This is a genomic window from Acinetobacter sp. SFB (genome assembly GCF_001647545.1).
In the GTDB taxonomy this organism is placed as follows: Bacteria; Pseudomonadota; Gammaproteobacteria; order Pseudomonadales; family Moraxellaceae; genus Acinetobacter.
This window is the reverse complement of sequence record NZ_LSZH01000015.1, coordinates 121,284-139,059: the sequence shown is the minus strand read 5'-3', so window position 1 is coordinate 139,059 and position 17,776 is coordinate 121,284. Positions and strand designations below refer to the sequence as shown.

Sequence of the window (17,776 nt, the reverse complement as noted above, 5' to 3'; positions counted from 1 at the left end):
CTTGAACAAAATTAAATCGCTATCATATATAACCTTCAATTTGCACATTACCGAGATGTTTTATGAGCCAAAGTCATATCCGTATTCGAGGCGCACGTACCCATAACTTAAAAAATGTGTCACTCGATATTCCACGTGACAAATTCGTGGTCATTACGGGACTCTCAGGCTCTGGTAAATCTTCCTTAGCTTTTGACACCTTATATGCTGAAGGTCAGCGCCGTTATGTAGAATCACTTTCTGCCTATGCGCGCCAGTTCCTTTCGCAAATGGAAAAACCAGAAGTCGATTCTATTGAAGGTTTAAGTCCAGCGATTGCAATCGAACAGAAATCAACCAGTCACAATCCACGTTCAACTGTGGGAACCATCACTGAAATTTATGACTATTTACGTCTTTTATATGCCCGTGTCGGAACACCGTATTGTCCTGAACATGACTTGCCGATGGTGGCTCAAACCATCTCTGAAATGGTCGATGCGGTTAAAGGCTTAGAGGAAGGTACCGCTTTAATGCTGCTTGCGCCTGTAGTGCGTGAACGTAAGGGCGAATACACCAACCTGTTTGAGCAATTGCAAAGCCAAGGTTTTGTCCGTGCCCGTGTCGATGGTGAAATTGTTGAAATTGACACTCCACCCGAGCTGGATAAAAAGAAAAAACATACCATTGAAGTGGTGGTCGACCGTTTTAAAGTCCGTGATGACTTAGGCAACCGTATTGCCGAATCTTTTGAAACCGCACTGCGCTTAGGCGGCGACATCGCGATTTTATCGTGGATGAAGGGTGAACAACCTGAACGTGTATTCTCTGCCAAGCATTCTTGCCCTGAATGTGATCGTGCGGTTGCTGAACTTGAACCGCGTTTGTTCTCGTTCAACAATCCATTTGGTGCTTGCCCGGTCTGTGACGGTTTGGGCACACGCAGCCATTTTAGTGCTGAAAAACTGATTCCAAACAATGAAGTTTCAATTAGCCAAGGCGCGATTCGTGGCTGGGACAGACAACGTCCGTATTACTACAGCATGATTGAAAAAGTTGCAGCACATTTTGGCTTTTCTTTGGATACGCCGTGGAATGAACTGGATGCCGACACCAAAAAGAAATTCCTTTACGGAACAGGCAAAGACAAAGTTGATTTAAGTTATATCGATGAACGCGGTCGTCAGCATAAACGTGTGCAAGCTTTTGAAGGGATTTTGCCGCATCTGGAACGTCGCTACCGTGAAACCGAATCGAATTATGTCCGTGATGATTTGGCGCAATATTTATCCAATGCTGCATGTGATGCCTGTGATGGTTCGCGTCTAAATGAAATTTCACGTAACGTCCGGGTCAAAGATAAAACCATCGCACAAATTACCAAGATGTCGATTGGCGATGCCGAAGCTTATTATCAAGACCTGCAACTTGAAGGTGCCAAAGGCGAGATTGGCGACAAGATTTTCAAGGAAATCCGGGAGCGTTTGCACTTCCTGGTTTCTGTCGGTTTGAACTACTTAAGTCTTTCGCGTTCTGCCGAAACCTTGTCGGGTGGTGAAGCACAGCGTATCCGTCTGGCTTCGCAAATTGGTGCAGGCTTGATGGGGGTGATGTATGTCCTCGATGAACCGTCAATTGGTTTGCATCAACGTGATAACGACCGTCTGCTTGAAACTCTGGTTCGTCTGCGTGATTTAGGCAATACCGTTTTGGTGGTCGAGCATGATGAAGATGCGATTCGTGCCGCCGATCATATTATTGATATTGGTCCGGGTGCTGGTGTACATGGCGGTCATATTATTGCCGAAGGTACCTATGAAGAAATTTTGGAAAATCCTGACTCGCTTACTGGACAGTATTTATCAGGCAAGTTAAAAATTAAAGTGCCGGAAGTTCGTACCCAACCGCCAAAACCGGAAGAAAAAATCAAGTTGATGGGTGCTGCCGGTCATAATTTACAGAATGTTGATTTAACCATTCCGTTAGGCATTATGACCTGTGTGACGGGGGTTTCAGGTTCGGGTAAATCCACCCTGATTAACCGTACCCTTTTACCGCTTGCCGCAACGCAATTGAATGGTGCAACCACTTTAACTGCTGAAAAATTCGATTCGATTGACGGCTTACAGTTTCTTGATAAAGTCGTGGATATTGACCAAAGCCCGATTGGACGTACACCACGTTCTAACCCTGCGACTTATACAGGTTTGTTCACTCCGATTCGTGAGTTGTTTGCGCAAACGCCTGAAGCCAAAGCACGCGGTTATGCTGCGGGTCGTTTCTCGTTTAACGTCAAAGGTGGTCGTTGTGAAGCCTGTGAAGGCGATGGCATGATTAAAGTGGCGATGCATTTCCTGCCCGATATGTATGTGCCTTGCGATGCCTGTCATGGCGACCGTTATAACCGTGAAACGCTGGAAGTCGGTTATAAAGGCAAGAACATTTCCGATGTTTTGGGCATGACTGTTGAAGATGCCATGCATTTCTTTGAAGCCATTCCAGTGATTCACCGTCGTTTAGAAACTTTGACTCATGTCGGTTTGGGTTATATCCGTTTAGGTCAGTCTGCGACAACCCTTTCGGGGGGTGAAGCACAACGTGTCAAATTGGCCCGTGAGTTGGCTAAGCGTGATACGGGTAAAACCTTATACATCCTGGATGAACCGACTACAGGTCTGCATTTCCATGACATTGCCAAACTGCTGGATATTCTGCATCAGCTGCGCGACAAGGGTAATACCATTGTGGTGATTGAGCATAATCTGGATGTGATTAAGACTGCCGACTGGGTGATTGATCTTGGTCCTGAAGGTGGTGCTGGTGGCGGTATGATTATTGCTGAAGGTACACCTGAAGAAATGTCGAAATCTAAAGTTTCACATACAGCGAAGTTCTTGAAGCCACTGTTGAAATAATTTTCTATTTTCGCTAAATGCATGATAAAACGGTGATTCATTCACCGTTTTTTATTTGAGGAAATCATGCGGTTTTCAGAAAGATATGGATATAAACCAGTTCGTGACATTATTCAAAAAGAAAGCATAGATGATCATTTAAGAAATGGGATTTGGAGTGTTTTTCATCTATGTTTGTGGAGCAAAATTTCTCATCACCCTTCTATTTACTCATATACAAAAAATTCGAATCTAAATAACTTAATAAATAAATATTGGTTCAATTTTTTTAAAAAACCTAACGATACAATTCCGCTTCGTTCTCATGAATCAATTACTATCATCAGAAATTTATTTTTTAAATTTGAATGGCATACTATTTATAGCTTTATTGAAGAAACTTTAGAAAATTATCCAACCCAATATTGTGAAAAAAAAGAAAAATTTATTGAACAAATTAATCAGATATTAGAAAGAGAAAATAGTGCTTACCGAATCATAAATGACGAAATTATTCCTATCACTTCCGAGCAAGAAATTGAATCTATTGAAAATGCTATAAATAACACAAATCCATATTCAGGTGTTCAACAACATCTAAATCAAGCTTTAAAACTGATGTCAGATCGTCAAAACCCGGATTATAGAAATTCAATTAAAGAATCGATTAGTGCTATAGAAGCTTTAGTAATGCAACTCCTTGAAGATAATTCGATTACTTTAGGAAAAGCGATTCCTAAATTAAGATCTAAATATAATTTACATCCAACTCTTATGGAAAGTTTAAATAAATTATACGGATATTCATCAGATGAAGATGGTGTGCGTCATGGTTCTCCTAACTCATCCACCGTTACTTATATTGATGCAAAATTTATGTTGGTTGCATGTACTAACTTTATTAATTATTTGATTGAGAAAACTAAATAAATAACGGGTGATATATCATCACCCTGCGACTTTATTCTTTCCATTTTCTTTGGCTTGAAATAACGACTTGTCGGCTTTTTCCAGTAAGGCCATCCACGATGCTGCACCCACCGCCACACCCGCACTGACAGAAATCTGGATATTCTGGTTGAGCTCGGCAATGTACAGTTCAGAGTTGCCAATTTCTTTCAGAATTTTATTCGCGACAACCCAAGCGTCATCAAAATCAGCCTGTTCGATTAATACCAAAAATTCATCACCGCCGTAACGAATGATCAAATCTGAATTTCGCACATTAACTTGTAATTTTTCCGCCACCAGCCGGATAACTTCATCACCGATAATATGCCCAAATGTATCATTTACATGTTTAAAATCATCAATATCAAAAATAATGAGGGCGGTTTGAGCGAATTTTTCAGGTTTCTTTTCCACATATTTAATATATTCATCTAGTGCCAAACGGTTGGATACACCGGTTAAAGTATCGGTATTGGCAATGTTTCTGAGCTGAAATTCTAAAGCATCTCGTTGCTGTAGCACGCGTTTTAACTTTTTAATTGCCTCCAATAAAGTGATCGGGTCAGCAGATGAATCCTCATAATCTGTAATTTTATGCTGTGCCAAACGAAGAATGGTATTTTTGGCTTTAAGTAAAGGTTTGAATACCCCATTTCGCGCATAGATCATGGTAAAACATGCTGTAACCAGACAAATTATTGCAACCAATAACGTCAGAATAAATTGTTGCTGTGCTTGATTTTTTTGTTTTTGAGCAACGCTAACACTGTAATCAAAAATATAGTTTTGCAAATTTACCACTGTCACTAATTTATCCACCATTGCTTCTGTCAGTTGCGTACCGGTCAATGAATATGCCTGACTGTGCATACTTTCATTAATCAAGCGAGTTACGATTGGAATGCCTTGGTCTAAAAACTTTGCCTTTACTTGCTGATGCAAAGCCAAATATTCCGGGGTTTTAGCCTGTTCAGGTTGTAGGGTATTGACCAAATCCCATAAATAATAGGCTTGATGTTGAGTCTGTAATGATCGAGCCAGATTATCCTCAGGTATTTTTTCTACAAAAGTAATGGATGGCATGATATTGGAGACAATCCGCCCTGCCTGATCGCGTAAATCTGCCAGAATTAAAATCAGGGTGTAGTATTCAGAAACAGAAGTGCTTTTAGCTTCAGATTGTAACAATACATTTTTTAAAATTTCGTGACAACTATCCCAAGCCATGAACATTTGATTAATCGCATGATCAAGCTGTTTTGAAGTACGTTCAGATTGGGGCAAAGCAGCATAAGCATCTACAGCTTGACGACCATGATGTAAAGACAGTTTTAAATTGGAAGATAAGCCTTGGACCTGAGCAGAAAAGCCCGCTGCTTGTAAAATATGTAGTGTCTGCTCAGTCTGTAAATCGACTTCTTTTCGATGTGCATGCAATTCTTGTAAATTTTCTGCTAATTCATCAGTACTACTACTCGACATCACCTTATTGGCAGGCGCTCTTTCACGTGAAACCTGATTGGCTAAATCTGCAACCGCACGCAGCGCAGAAATTTCAATCAAGGCGCGATCTGCTTTTTGATAATTCTGATAACTACTGATAATCAAAGGAACAGAAAGAAAAAGAAGGGAAAATATAATGATGATCATCGACAACAAAAGCCGTTGAGCAATATGTCTCGAACGTAATTTATACATGGCTTCAGTACGCCCCGAACAAAAACAGCTGGCCAATCATCATCAGGTTATGCTTACAATACAATCGTATATATTACATTATTTTAACATTTAATGACAAAATTTAACCGATTTTAGTAAACTTATACCTCTTATTAGTTACTTATAATTTTTTTGATAAGAGACTATATTTATATATCATTTTCAAATTTCGATTTTTCATCTACTGGCAACTCATTAAGATAAAACAACAAACCCAGTTTATCTAAAATATCTAAACTAAGTTGCTTGCGCTCGCTCGCATCATCAGTGTCATGCATTTCCAGATTTAACACAAAAGCAGTAATCTGTCCGTTCGACTGCTCAACCCAACCGGTATACCAGCCCACTTGTGGACTTACATCCATTGCCCAGCCACTTTTAGCATATAATTTGGTATCTCCGCAACGCTCTATAAAAAGCATGTCTTTCACCTGTTCTTGAACAGCAGCATCAAAAGGCAATTGTTCAGTTGCAAGCTGATAAGCAAATTTCGCTTCCTGTTCAGGTGTGATTTTCAGAGGACCCAGCAGCCAAAAATTATCAACCTGTTGACCAATCTATTGATTTCCAAACCCGACACGCTGGATTTCTTGTTGCATTAAGTCTAGCCCAATCCGTCTCGCCAGCTCTTGATATACCGGAACTGCAGAAGCCTACATGGCTTGCGCCAAAGTCATGTCTTTTTCCCAAGCGGCAAAGGTACGTTTCTTGCCATACGATTTAAAAACTTCAGTGCTATTCGCTTTATGATGTTGCAAACCAATCAATGCATTTAATATTTTAAACGTTGAAGCTGGAATATAGGAATGATTGGCGCGGGTTAAAGCATTTCCATAACGATTAAACTGATGACCATCGTAAGTTATAAAGACCGCTTGTTTATTGGCTTGATTTAATAATGGGGCAATATCTTTTGATCGTACAGATGTGACTTCTGAGACGGGTTTTATCACGGTGGGTTTAGAATTCTGTTCTGTTTGCATGTGGCAAGCAGTTAATTGCATCAAGGCCATTAAAGCAACCCAAGTAAAACAATCCCTATTTCATCTAAAAATCTCGAATGAACTAATCTGCTATTTTTATCAAATTCCCTAACCCCATTTTGTCTGGATTACCCATATCTAAAAATATTTTTATAACAGATGTAAGAAAATATTTACACATGCCACAAATAAGTGCATAATGCACCGCATTAGGGCAAGTCAAAATCATTCCTCAGCAGGATCTTTGATTTACCTGAGATTTTTGGCTAAAAAACCCCAGTTTTTTTGAAAATTGGGGTTTTTTATTGCCTAAAATTTACTTACGCAAATGAAATCCAAGTTATTTTTGCACCTAAACAGGGCAATTATAGTGTCAATATTTCCAAAGAGACTTTTAAAGCCTTCAACCTTGCAATAAATCGTTATGTAATTAATTAATCTAGTTTGAATTTGCATGGCAGGAACGAGTATTTGGATCGTTTCTTTATTGAATATCAGGATTTATTTAGAGCACACTGAGCTTAGGCAAAAAAAAGCCCAACCTTGGGGAAAGTTGGGCATATAAAAACAAAACTTGTTTATGGAGAATCAGATCCTCATCACATTACTTCAATGTAATATGAGCTGATAGATAGATTATGATAAAAAACAACAAATAAGTAAAGCCTATTAAAACAATAGGGATTTACTTGAATCACAATAATCCCAGATAAATGTGAAATATTTCACAAATTCCTATTTGGTATGTTTATTTTTTAAACAAAAAATATCTAATTTAATTTTTATTTATTGTTTCGATCCAGAAAATAGTACAAGTATGATCACGGCGCATTCTACTGCAACACATATAAATTGTTTTTTACAATTAATAACTATAAATTAATCTATTTTTACATTGTAAAAATCCCTTTGAATTTCCTTCATTTCATGAAAAATAAGCTGCTTTAATGCACATATTCTTTTGTTCTGAAAAAAGTTTTTAAAGTTGACAGTCAACATGCTGATTGTTTATTTTTTATTCATATACATTATATAGAGTAAAAGCTCAATAAAATAATGTTCTTTTAGTTCATTGACTTAATGTTTTGTTACAATACAATGCCTACTGTTTAATCCATTTTTAACAGAACTGGTAATTATTATGAAAAAACTCGGTTTAGCCACTGCTTTATTATTAGCCATGACCGGTGCTCAAGCGTACCAATTCGAAGTACAAGGTCAATCTGAATACATCGACAATACAGTAAATGACAAAAACTTTACTGGCGCTGTACAAGGTACTTACTACTTTAAAAATGTTGATTCTTCAAAAGGTCCATTGGCTGAAGCAGCGTTTTTAAATCAGGCGTCTAACGTTTCTGTAGCTTATAGCTATGGCGAATATGACGTTGATGCGGATGAAACTGACTTTACTGCCCACACTTATGGTGCTAAAGCTGAAGCTTATATTCCAACTAGATTTGTTCCTGCCTATGCAAGTGCGTCTTATAACCACACTAAGCTTGATGGTAAAGGCGGTCAAGCCGATGACCAAGGCGACCGTTATGCATTAGAACTGGGTGCTCTTGTAATCCCTAACTTCTTGGTTGCAGTGGGTTATACCAGTGTTGCTGACCAAGCTTCTCTTGATGCTTTCAATATCATGAATAACGGTATTGCTAAAGCTGCTCTTGAAACCAACACAATTGCTGATGATCAAGATGCAATCACTGCACGTACTAAATACGTAGGTGCGATTGACGGTACTAACATGTCTATCGGTTTTGAATCTGGTTTAGTTTATGGTGAAGATACTGCTTACAACCTAGGTACTACTCTTTTTATTACCCCTAAATTAAGCGTTGCTGCTTCTTACATGGAATCTAGCTTTGATGGTTCTCCAGACTCTGCTTGGGGCGCGAACGTAAATTACTTCATCACTCCTGCTGTTGCAGTTGGCGCTTCTTATGTAAATGCTAACTATGAATCAGCTCAAGCAAATGATTTAACAGTTCGTGACACTCAAACTGTTGGTGTTAATGCTAAATTCCGTTTCTAATTTTTAATTAGAAAAAGAATTCAAAAAAAGGACGCTTTATGTGTCCTTTTTTATTTTCTGGATTTATTCAGAAGTCCGAACCAAACTTAAAAAATGTAAATGGCGTTCATATTGATCAATAATATCTTGTAATAGATCATCTGAAGTCCAATCCATCACATCATAATTCTGACCACCTTCTCTTAAAAAGACTTCCGCTTGATAATAGGTTATTTCATTCGACGGCATTTGCGGCATGAAACTCGGTGGAACTGTTTCGCGTATCACCACTTGGTAGATAAAATTAATTTCATCATGGTGATCGACTCTCAATTCCAAGCCATCAGTAATCGAACGAATGCTCACAGTCAGCTTACGCCGTTGAAATTCTTTTTGCACACTTTGAAAAGCCTGGGATACTTCAGTTTCGATATACTGTTTCACCTCTGCTTCAGTATGCGGATAATGCATAATCAGACCTAAACGCTGCTGCCAGCTGCGTGGGTTCTGAATCGCCCGCGGGGTAATGCGTGCTTCTTGTAAGGCATTCATTTTAGTCACGTCTAAACGCAAGGCTTTTAATAAACCCCAACAGATAAACAGCATAATAAAAGTGAACGGCAAGGCACTCATCATGGTGGCTGACTGTAATGCACCTAATCCACCGACTAACAATAAAACAATCGCCAATACCGCCATCAGCACGGTCCAAAACAGTCTTTGCCAAAGGGGAGAATTTTCAGATTTTGCAGTTAAATAGTCGGTCACCAGTGCACCTGAATCTGCAGAAGTCACAAAAAATAGCACCACCAGAACAGTGGCCAATAAGCTCATGACGCTGGAAAAAGGCAAACTATGCAGGAACTCGAAGAGTGCGACCGATGAATCGCGTTGAACTGCCAGAACCAGAGAATGATTGGCCTCATGCAAAATGCTATATAACGCGGCATTTCCCATAAAACCCATCCAGATCAGGGTAAAGCCGGTCGGAATCAGCAAGACACCGACAATAAATTCACGAATACTGCGTCCTTTGGATACCCGGGCAATAAACATGCCCACAAATGGCGACCATGAAATCCACCATGCCCAGTACATAATGGTCCAGCCACCAATCCAGCCATTCGGTTGATAGGCATAGAGATTAAAGGTCATCGCAAATAAATTTGAGACATATTGTCCCGCATTTTGAATGGTGGTCTGGAGTAAATAAATAGATGAACTGGCAAAAAACACGAACAGCAATAAAATCAGCGCCAAAATTAGATTCAGTTCAGATAGGCGTTTAATCCCTTTATCTAAGCCTAAAAATACCGACATTGAAGCCATTACACTGACTATAACAATCAGAATCACTTGGGTGCTTGCGGCTTGTGGAATTCCAAACAGATAGTTCAGCCCCGAATTAATTTGCGTCACCCCAAAACCCAAGGTAGTAGCGACACCGAAAACTGTTCCAATCGTGGCAAAGGTATCGACTGTATCCCCGATAGGACCATAAATTTTTTGACCAATCATCGGATATAAAGCAGAACGAATTTTGAGTGGCAGATTGTGGCGATAAGAAAAATAGGCCAGTGCTAATCCCACAACGGTATAGATTGCCCAGGCATGAAAGCCCCAATGAAAGAAAGTCACGCGCATAGACTGCTGTGCAGCTTGAATCGTTTCACCCGCCCCTTGCGGTGGTGATACATAGTGCATGACCGGTTCGGCAACCCCAAAGAACATGAGACCGATCCCCATGCCTGCGGTAAATAACATGGCAAACCAGGAAGCATTGCTATAACTGGGTTGGCTATGATCGGGACCCAGTTTAATTTCCCCCATGTCTGATAACGCAATATAAATCAGTAAAATAAGAAATATCGCGACCGATAATACATAGAACCAGCTAAAAGAATCTGTCACCCATTTATTGAGATGCTTAGTAATCAGCTCAAATGAGTTTGGGGCTAAAATAACCACGACCAGAAAGATAGAAATAATAGCGACGGTACTCAAAAACACATTTAGATTGACGTTAGCAAACCAGGACGGATTTTTGGAAGGCATATATCCTCCATTTAATATTTTAATTAATGGGACAGACCAAACGGTCAAATAAAGCATTTATCGAAAGATAAATAAAAGACGAGCTAAGTAGAACAAAATTAAAACTCAAACATAGCGTAAATTAATGACATGCATGGTGCAGTTACATTCCTGTAATATGGCCACAACTTCAGATTATTTCTGATTCTTATCCCGATTGGGCAAGTGTGCAATGTATTGCAGGGCGATTAAACGCGAAACAATCAGCGCCAAGTACATGACACCCACAAACATTTGCAACATGGCCAATACACGTGCAGGCGCACTCATCGGCATTAAATCAGACAAACCGGTTGCCGACTGCAAACTAAAACTTAAAAACAGTAAATTCAGCCAGGTTTGTAAGCCGGTCATATTCGGATTGTGAAAACTACCCGGTAGCAAAAGCTGGCAAATGTTATATAAAAAGGCAAAACCCCAGGCAAGCAGCGTAAATACTGCACCGGCAGCGAATAGCTCATCTTGAGTTAAGTAACGGTCTTCAAACATATAGCGCAATAAACCATAGGCAGCACTAAAATAGGCGGCAGCCTCGAAACCATGAGCGATCACCTGAATCATGGGCTGATCCAGCCCCAATAAAATCATTGAAGAAAAAATTACCGCCCCACTGACAAAACTTAGACCTAAAATCGTAAACATGGGTGTTTGTCGAATGACTTTGGCAATGACAAGTAAAACAAGAACACCCAACAGCCAGGTCAAGGTTCGATAAGTGACACTATGATTACCGATGACAGATAATATTAAAATGATAAATTGCAGCAGGATCAGCCAGGCTGAAGGTAATAAGCGGAAAATTTTCCAAACATGAATAAACGCCTGCATTCATCACTCCAAGAAATTGCTATTTTTGTTGATCATTGTTTTTGTCGGTCATACTGTTTCTTTGTTTTTGATCGGATCAACTTAGCATGAATGTTCGAGCAGACGAATAACACATTTGTATGAAAATTTTCGATAAAATTCACTTACCCATGCTGCTCAGCTGATTTTTAACCAAGAAATTCTCTCAGGTGAAAAATTTAAAACCAGCGTTAAATAATACCCATACATCTGTATCAATAATTTATTGATAAATCATATATTGAATCTCTAGACAATAAAAAAGTCCCCTTAGGGACTTTTTTATCATTGCAATTTTAAGTCTTAGTGATCAGATGCACCTGATGAACCAATACCTGTCATTGAACGAACATACTGCGCGTCAAATGCTTTACGCTCTGCTTGTGCACGTGCTGAATTATCAGTCACGGAGAACAACCAGCAGCAGAAGAATGACAATGGCATAGCGAAGAGTGCAGGACCATTGAATGGGTTGATTGGCGTATCGGAAATACCTAATGTATCTACCCATACTGCTTTAGACAGTACAATCAACAGTACTGCAAGACCTAGACCCACAACACCACCAATAACCGCACCACGCGTGGTTAAGCCTTTCCAGAACATGGACAGTACCAGTATGGGGAAGTTGGCACATGCAGCCACAGAGAATGCCAAACCGACCATAAAGGCAACGTTTTGCTTCTCGAACAAAATACCCAAAATCATGGCAAAAATTGCAAGACCTAAAGTCGCGATTTTTGACATACGGAGTTCAGATTCAGGAGTCGTTCGTCCTTTTCTGAATACGTTTGCATACAAGTCATGTGAAATTGCTGAAGCACCAGACAAGGTCAAACCTGCAACTACAGCAAGAATCGTTGCGAATGCTACTGCTGAAATAAAGCCCATGAACAAGTCGCCGCCGAGTGCATCAGACAAATGCACAGCAGCCATGTTGTTACCACCAACAAGTTCTAACTTGCCGGTCATTGCCATTTTTGCCACATCAAGGAATTGCGGGTTATTCGATACATAAAGGATCGCACCGAAACCAATGATGAAGGTTAAAAGGTAGAAATAACCAATGAAACCTGTAGCAACAACAACTGACTTACGAGCTTCTTTAGCATCTTTTACAGTAAAGAAACGCATCAAGATATGAGGCAAACCTGCAGTACCAAACATCAATGCCAGACCGAGTGAAATAGCATCTAGAGGATTGGCTGCCAACTTACCTGGTCCCATGATATTGCCCGCTTCAGCCAAGCTTACATCATGTACTTTAGAGAAGATTTGAATCGACTGTTCAAACATTTCAGTGAAGCTAAAGCCCACACCTTTCATAACCATAAATGCCATGAAAGTCGCACCAGACAATAACATTACTGCCTTGATGATCTGTACCCAAGTGGTTGCCAGCATACCGCCGAAAATCACATAAGCCATCATTAATAGACCCACGATGACAACAGCAATGTTGTAGTTCAAACCAAAGAGCAGTTTGATGAGCTGTCCTGCACCCACCATCTGAGCAATTAGGTAGAACGCAACAACCACAAGTGAACTGATTGCAGCTAAGGTACGCACCGGCTTTTCTGCCAAGCGGAAAGACACTACGTCAGATAGGTTAAATTTACCCAAGTTACGTAGACGTTCAGCCACCAGGAACAAGACGATTGGCCAGCCCACCATAAAACCGAGTGAGTAAAGCAAACCATCAAAACCTGAACTGAACACCAATGCAGAAATACCCAGGAATGACGCAGCCGACATATAGTCACCGGCAATCGCTAAACCATTCTGGAAACCTGATATACCACCACCGGCAGTATAGAAGTCTGCAGTACTGGTGGTTTGCTTCGCTGCCCATTTGGTAATAACCAAAGTAAAAGCAACGAAAATCACAAACATGATAATCGCATGCCAGTTGGTTGGTTGCTGTTCGGCTGTTCCCAAATCTGGGCTAGCCATGGCCATACCCGACATGAGTAGCGTAGAGGCTATAAGAGCTTGAGCCTTAAATGAATTCCATTTCATATTATTGCTTTCCTCTAGCAATTGCTTCTACTTCTCGCATTGCATCTTGTGTCAATGGATCCAACTTATTATTGGCAATATAGGAATACACACCACAGAGTACAAATGACAATACGATGATGCTTAGACCCAGTGGTATACCCCAAGTAATCACACCACCGTCAAAAGAACTCATTAGGAATTCTTTGTTATAACCGACGAGTAGCATGAAACCAACATAGACAAACAGCATGATTGCAGTCAGCGTCCAACTCAGACGACTTTTTTTAGCAACCATTTCCTTAAACTTTGGATTTTGTAGAATTCGATCTACTTGTACTTCATCCATAATCACACTCCTTTTAGCCCAGCCATGGGCTGACTATTTTTTAATTCGAATTATTACTAACGCAAGGTAACAATAATCATACGTTCTTGTAATTTAGACTTTGGTCGTTAAAAAATGATCAATTAAAACCGTGAGATTATCAGATGGGGTATCATTACGCTATAGTTTTACACTGTAGGCAATATGAACAGCTGGCTCATCATAGGGGTACTTGCCCTCTATATCGCATTACTTTTTATCTGCGCTTTTTATGGGGAAAAACATGCCAGTCGGCTGAGTACTCGTGGGCGTATGCTACTCTTTAGTTTGACTTTAGGGGTGTACTGTTCATCCTGGACATTCTATGGCGCGACCGGTGCCGCTGTTCGTGAAGGCATTATTTTCCTGCCAATTTATTTAGGGCCCTTAATCTTTGTCGGGGTTGGATACGATATTTGGCGGCGCTTGGGTCGAGTGCGTCAGCATCATGCAATTTCATCAATTGCCGACTTTGTTGCTGCCCGTTATGGCAAAAGCGGGACATTGGCGTCCCTGGTCACCATTCTTGCCGTTATCGCGATTATTCCCTATTTGGCTCTGCAGCTCCGAGCGATTGCCTTAAGTGCTGCAGTAATTCTACAGCAGGATTCGGGGATGGAAAGCACCACCAATGGCGTGCTGTTCTTAACAGGGATATTGGCCATTTTGGCCATGATTTTTGGAACAAGGCAAATAGCCAATACCGAACAGCATGGCGGTTTAATGTTGGCGGTAGCATTTGAGTCCTTTGTTAAACTGTTTGCTTTGCTCTGTGTTGCCTTATTTTTTGTGTTTGACTCTCCGGAAAATTTAAAACAAATTTCAAGTGATGTAGCTGATTCCTTTAAAGAAGTTCAACTGTTTGGTGTACCGGAAACGTTTTGGGTACAAACACTATTGGCAGCCTTGGCGGTCATTTGTTTGCCGCGCCAATTCCATGTGGCTGTAGTTGAACTACGCGATGAAAAACATATTCGTGGGGCACGTCGCTGGTTTGCCACTTATCTGATTCTGACCACCATCGCGATTATTCCAATTGCCAGCTGGGCATTACATGCCGCACCGCACTATTTAGCCATTCCCGATGTTGCCGTTCTGTCCTTGCCGCTCAGTTATAATCAGGAATGGTTAACACTTTTGGCCTTTCTGGGCGGTTTTTCCGCATCAACCGGTATGCTGCTGGTGTCATCAGTCGCCTTGTCGATTATGCTCAGTAATGACCTGATTATGCCCGCCCTCTGGCGCACCGGTATCCTTTCTCGTCACGACAAACGTCTACCTCTGGTCCTGAAATTCACCCGTCGCGTCTGTATTTTAGCGGTCATGTTACTGGGGTTTCTGTTCTTCCATTTCTTTAATGACATCGACCAACTTTCTGTTTTTGGCTTGCTGGCATTTAGTGCAGTGGCACAATTCTCCCCTGCCCTGATTGGTGGACTGTACTGGCGTGGCGGCAGTAAACAAGGGGTTTATGCAGGTCTGATTACCGGCTTTGCAATATGGGCCTATACCTTACTGTTACCGACCATACTGCGTAGCTTACCTGCTGAATATAGCCAGTTTACCCAACAATTCCTGAGTCTGGGACCTTTGGAAATTAACTGGTTACGGCCAGAAGCTTTGCTCGGTTTTCAGTCTTTTGCCGCACTGACGCATGGCGTAGTTTGGTCTTTAGGGCTGAATATCCTGTTATATATTTGGGTCTCTCGAATTTTCCGTCCCAGTATTGCAGAACAGATTCAGGCAGAAAGCTTCTTCTATTATGAAACCAAGCCCTTGCCTGCACACACCAGCTCGGCTGATATTAGCTACCTTAATCATGATGTGGCGCGTCTGAAAGTCGGAGATTTAATTGCCTTGGCCAAACGGATTACCGGTGAAGGTCCTACGACCCAAGCTTTCCGTCAATTCTGTGCGCAAAACAATGTCATTCTGAATGAAAACAGCAGTGCCAATGGCATGTGGTGGCGCTTCACCGAGCAATATCTTGCCGGTACCATCGGTTCAGCTTCTGCCCGTACTCTGCTCACCACTGCAATGGTGAATAATGGTTTAGCTTTGGGTCAGGTGGCAAATATTCTGGATCAAGCTTCACAATGGCAGCGTTTTAACCAGAACCTGATCATGACCATGATTGACCATATGACCCAAGGGGTCAGCGTGGTGGATGAAAATATGTGTCTGGTGGCTTGGAACAATCAATACCTGAAACTGTTCGATTATCCAAAAGACATTGTCTATGTCGGTTGTCCCATTGCAGATTTAATTCGCTATAACGCAGAACGCGGTGAATGCGGTCCGGGTTCGGTTGAAGAACATGTACGGAAACGGATTCACTGGATGGCGATGGGAAGTGCGCATGAATTTGAACGGATTCGTAAAGATGGCCGGGTGATTCAGATGCGCGGCAATCCGATTGAAGGCGGCGGTTTCGTCACCACTTTTGCCGATATTACCGCGTTCCGTGAAAATGAAGCGGTGCTAGAAGGACGCGTTCAGGATCGAACCCAGCAGCTTGCCAATGCGCTTTCCGAGCAGCAACTGGCACGCGAACAAGCTGACCGGGCCAATATGTCAAAAAGTCGCTTTATTGCAGCGGCCAGTCATGACTTATTACAGCCAATGCATGCTGCACGTTTGTTCAGTACAGCTTTAGAACAAAGTGTGCAGTCCGATGAAGACCGCAAGACCCTACAACAGCTTGATCGTGCCTTGTATGGTGCAGAAAGCATGTTGTCTGCCCTGCTGGATATTGCGCGTCTGGAAGGCGGTACGATTCAGCCAAAACGCCAATCTTATCCGCTGCATGACTTACTGAGTGATCTAGAACTGCAATTTAAATCGATTGCTGCGCAACGCGGGATTAAATTCAGTGTACATGATGTGAAATTCTGGATTGATACCGATCCGCAATGGATTCGCCGTATTATTCAAAACTTCGTCAGCAATGCCTTACGTTATACCGCCAAAGGTCGCGTGATTGTCGGTGTGCTGCGTTCTGCAGAAAAACCCAACCATATTCGGATTGGGGTATGGGATACCGGTCCGGGGATTGCTGAAGAACAACGGATTAAGCTGTTTCAGGAATTCGAGCGCTGCGGTCATACCTCACCTTGGGGTGAACAAGGTTTGGGGCTCGGCCTGGCCATTGTACAACGCATGACCAGCGTGCTGGACTATCCAGTACATGTCTATTCCGAATATGGCAAAGGCTCTTGCTTCATGATTGAAGTCCCGATTGTAGAAGCGCCAAAAGTGGTGGCAACACCGGTTCAGGCAATTCCACTGAAAAGCAAAGCCTATAAAATTTTATGTTTGGACAATGATGAAACCATTCTGGAAGGCATGTCGACCTTGCTGACCAAATGGGGCTATCAAGTGTTTAAAGCGACTGAACCTGAACAGGCGCTAGCACTGATTCAGCAAGAAAATATTCAGGTATGGCTGGTCGACCAGCATTTGAATAACGGTAAAATCGGTCTCGATTTCATTCAGGAAAACCGTCAGGAACAGGTTCCTGTGGCGCTGATTACTGCAGATTCTGATCCTGATCTTCCACAATATTTGAAAGAAATGAATATTGTGCTGCTGAAAAAACCGTTAAAACCGGCATCGCTTCGTTCATGGTTATCCGGATTAAAAATTTCCAGTGATTAAACCTGAATGGTAAAATCAGACGTCCATTTCACTTTGCTGAAATGGACGTTTTTTTACATAAATACACCCCTAATTACCCGTACTGGCTCTTTAATTTTTCCTCTAGGCCAAACTGTTCAAAAAGTCTGCGTTTAAGCGCTGTTAGATTGACCAAAAACTCCAACCCGATATTTTCTATGGCAAAGAACATCAAAATTTAAATATACACTTGTATAATTAGTTACAATTTTACAAGACATTATTATTAATACGTATTTTTCTGATAAAACTG

General features: G+C 41.2%; 9 protein-coding genes and 1 pseudogene. 4 read left to right on the top strand and 6 right to left on the bottom strand.

Annotated elements, in window-relative coordinates; all coding sequences use genetic code 11:
* The first annotated feature begins 62 nt into the window (after nucleotides 1-62).
* Together uvrA and AY606_RS12920 are read left to right on the top strand one after the other, a co-directional pair.
* Entirely contained in the window at nucleotides 63-2,894 is a 2,832-nt protein-coding gene (uvrA, locus tag AY606_RS12925) for an excinuclease ABC subunit UvrA (protein ID WP_067869383.1), read from the top strand.
* A 66-nt stretch (nucleotides 2,895-2,960) separates the two neighbouring features.
* Nucleotides 2,961-3,803 (top strand): AbiJ-NTD4 domain-containing protein, encoded by an 843-nt coding sequence (locus AY606_RS12920; RefSeq protein ID WP_067869380.1) that lies wholly within the window; start codon nucleotides 2,961-2,963, stop codon nucleotides 3,801-3,803.
* A gap of 18 nt (nucleotides 3,804-3,821) precedes the next feature.
* On the opposite strand, the gene AY606_RS12915 is transcribed toward AY606_RS12920, so the two are convergent.
* Together AY606_RS12915 and blaOXA are read right to left on the bottom strand one after the other, a co-directional pair.
* Nucleotides 3,822-5,522 (bottom strand): GGDEF domain-containing protein, encoded by a 1,701-nt coding sequence (locus tag AY606_RS12915; RefSeq protein ID WP_067869377.1) that lies wholly within the window; start codon nucleotides 5,520-5,522, stop codon nucleotides 3,822-3,824.
* A gap of 170 nt (nucleotides 5,523-5,692) precedes the next feature.
* Nucleotides 5,693-6,556: pseudogene (blaOXA, locus tag AY606_RS12910) on the bottom strand (class D beta-lactamase).
* 1,111 nt (nucleotides 6,557-7,667) lie between these two features.
* Here blaOXA and omp33-36 point away from each other — a divergent pair.
* The gene (omp33-36, locus tag AY606_RS12905; RefSeq protein WP_067869374.1) at nucleotides 7,668-8,564 is read left to right on the top strand and encodes a porin Omp33-36; all 897 of its coding nucleotides are present in this window, start codon (nucleotides 7,668-7,670) and stop codon (nucleotides 8,562-8,564) included.
* 63 nt (nucleotides 8,565-8,627) lie between these two features.
* Here omp33-36 and AY606_RS12900 read toward each other — a convergent pair whose 3' ends face one another.
* From AY606_RS12900 to AY606_RS12885, 4 genes are all read right to left on the bottom strand, one after another.
* Nucleotides 8,628-10,598, bottom strand: coding sequence for a glycine betaine transporter (locus AY606_RS12900; RefSeq protein WP_067869372.1), 1,971 nt, complete (start codon nucleotides 10,596-10,598; stop codon nucleotides 8,628-8,630).
* A 174-nt stretch (nucleotides 10,599-10,772) separates the two neighbouring features.
* On the bottom strand, nucleotides 10,773-11,465 hold the full coding sequence (locus AY606_RS12895) for an ion channel (protein ID WP_067869369.1): 693 nt from the start codon (nucleotides 11,463-11,465) through the stop codon (nucleotides 10,773-10,775).
* Nucleotides 11,466-11,786: 321 nt separating this feature from the next.
* The gene (locus AY606_RS12890) at nucleotides 11,787-13,502 is read right to left on the bottom strand and encodes a cation acetate symporter (protein WP_067869366.1); all 1,716 of its coding nucleotides are present in this window, start codon (nucleotides 13,500-13,502) and stop codon (nucleotides 11,787-11,789) included.
* 1 nt (nucleotide 13,503) lies between these two features.
* Entirely contained in the window at nucleotides 13,504-13,830 is a 327-nt protein-coding gene (locus AY606_RS12885) for a DUF485 domain-containing protein (protein ID WP_067869363.1), read from the bottom strand.
* Nucleotides 13,831-14,013: 183 nt separating this feature from the next.
* Between AY606_RS12885 and AY606_RS12880 the strand changes: the two genes are divergently transcribed.
* Nucleotides 14,014-17,505 (top strand): hybrid sensor histidine kinase/response regulator, encoded by a 3,492-nt coding sequence (locus tag AY606_RS12880; RefSeq protein WP_067869360.1) that lies wholly within the window; start codon nucleotides 14,014-14,016, stop codon nucleotides 17,503-17,505.
* Nucleotides 17,506-17,776 lie beyond the last annotated feature (271 nt).

What these genes read in the sequence shown, in the direction of transcription:
- AY606_RS12880 (WP_067869360.1), top strand. Translation starts at nt 14,014, where the DNA reads ATGAACAGCTGGCTCATCATAGGGGTACTTGCCCTCTATATCGCATTA.
- omp33-36 (WP_067869374.1), top strand. Translation starts at nt 7,668, where the DNA reads ATGAAAAAACTCGGTTTAGCCACTGCTTTATTATTAGCCATGACCGGT.
- uvrA (WP_067869383.1), top strand. Translation starts at nt 63, where the DNA reads ATGAGCCAAAGTCATATCCGTATTCGAGGCGCACGTACCCATAACTTA.
- AY606_RS12885 (WP_067869363.1), bottom strand. Translation starts at nt 13,830, where the DNA reads ATGGATGAAGTACAAGTAGATCGAATTCTACAAAATCCAAAGTTTAAG.
- AY606_RS12890 (WP_067869366.1), bottom strand. Translation starts at nt 13,502, where the DNA reads ATGAAATGGAATTCATTTAAGGCTCAAGCTCTTATAGCCTCTACGCTA.
- AY606_RS12915 (WP_067869377.1), bottom strand. Translation starts at nt 5,522, where the DNA reads ATGTATAAATTACGTTCGAGACATATTGCTCAACGGCTTTTGTTGTCG.
- AY606_RS12895 (WP_067869369.1), bottom strand. Translation starts at nt 11,465, where the DNA reads ATGCAGGCGTTTATTCATGTTTGGAAAATTTTCCGCTTATTACCTTCA.
- AY606_RS12900 (WP_067869372.1), bottom strand. Translation starts at nt 10,598, where the DNA reads ATGCCTTCCAAAAATCCGTCCTGGTTTGCTAACGTCAATCTAAATGTG.
- AY606_RS12920 (WP_067869380.1), top strand. Translation starts at nt 2,961, where the DNA reads ATGCGGTTTTCAGAAAGATATGGATATAAACCAGTTCGTGACATTATT.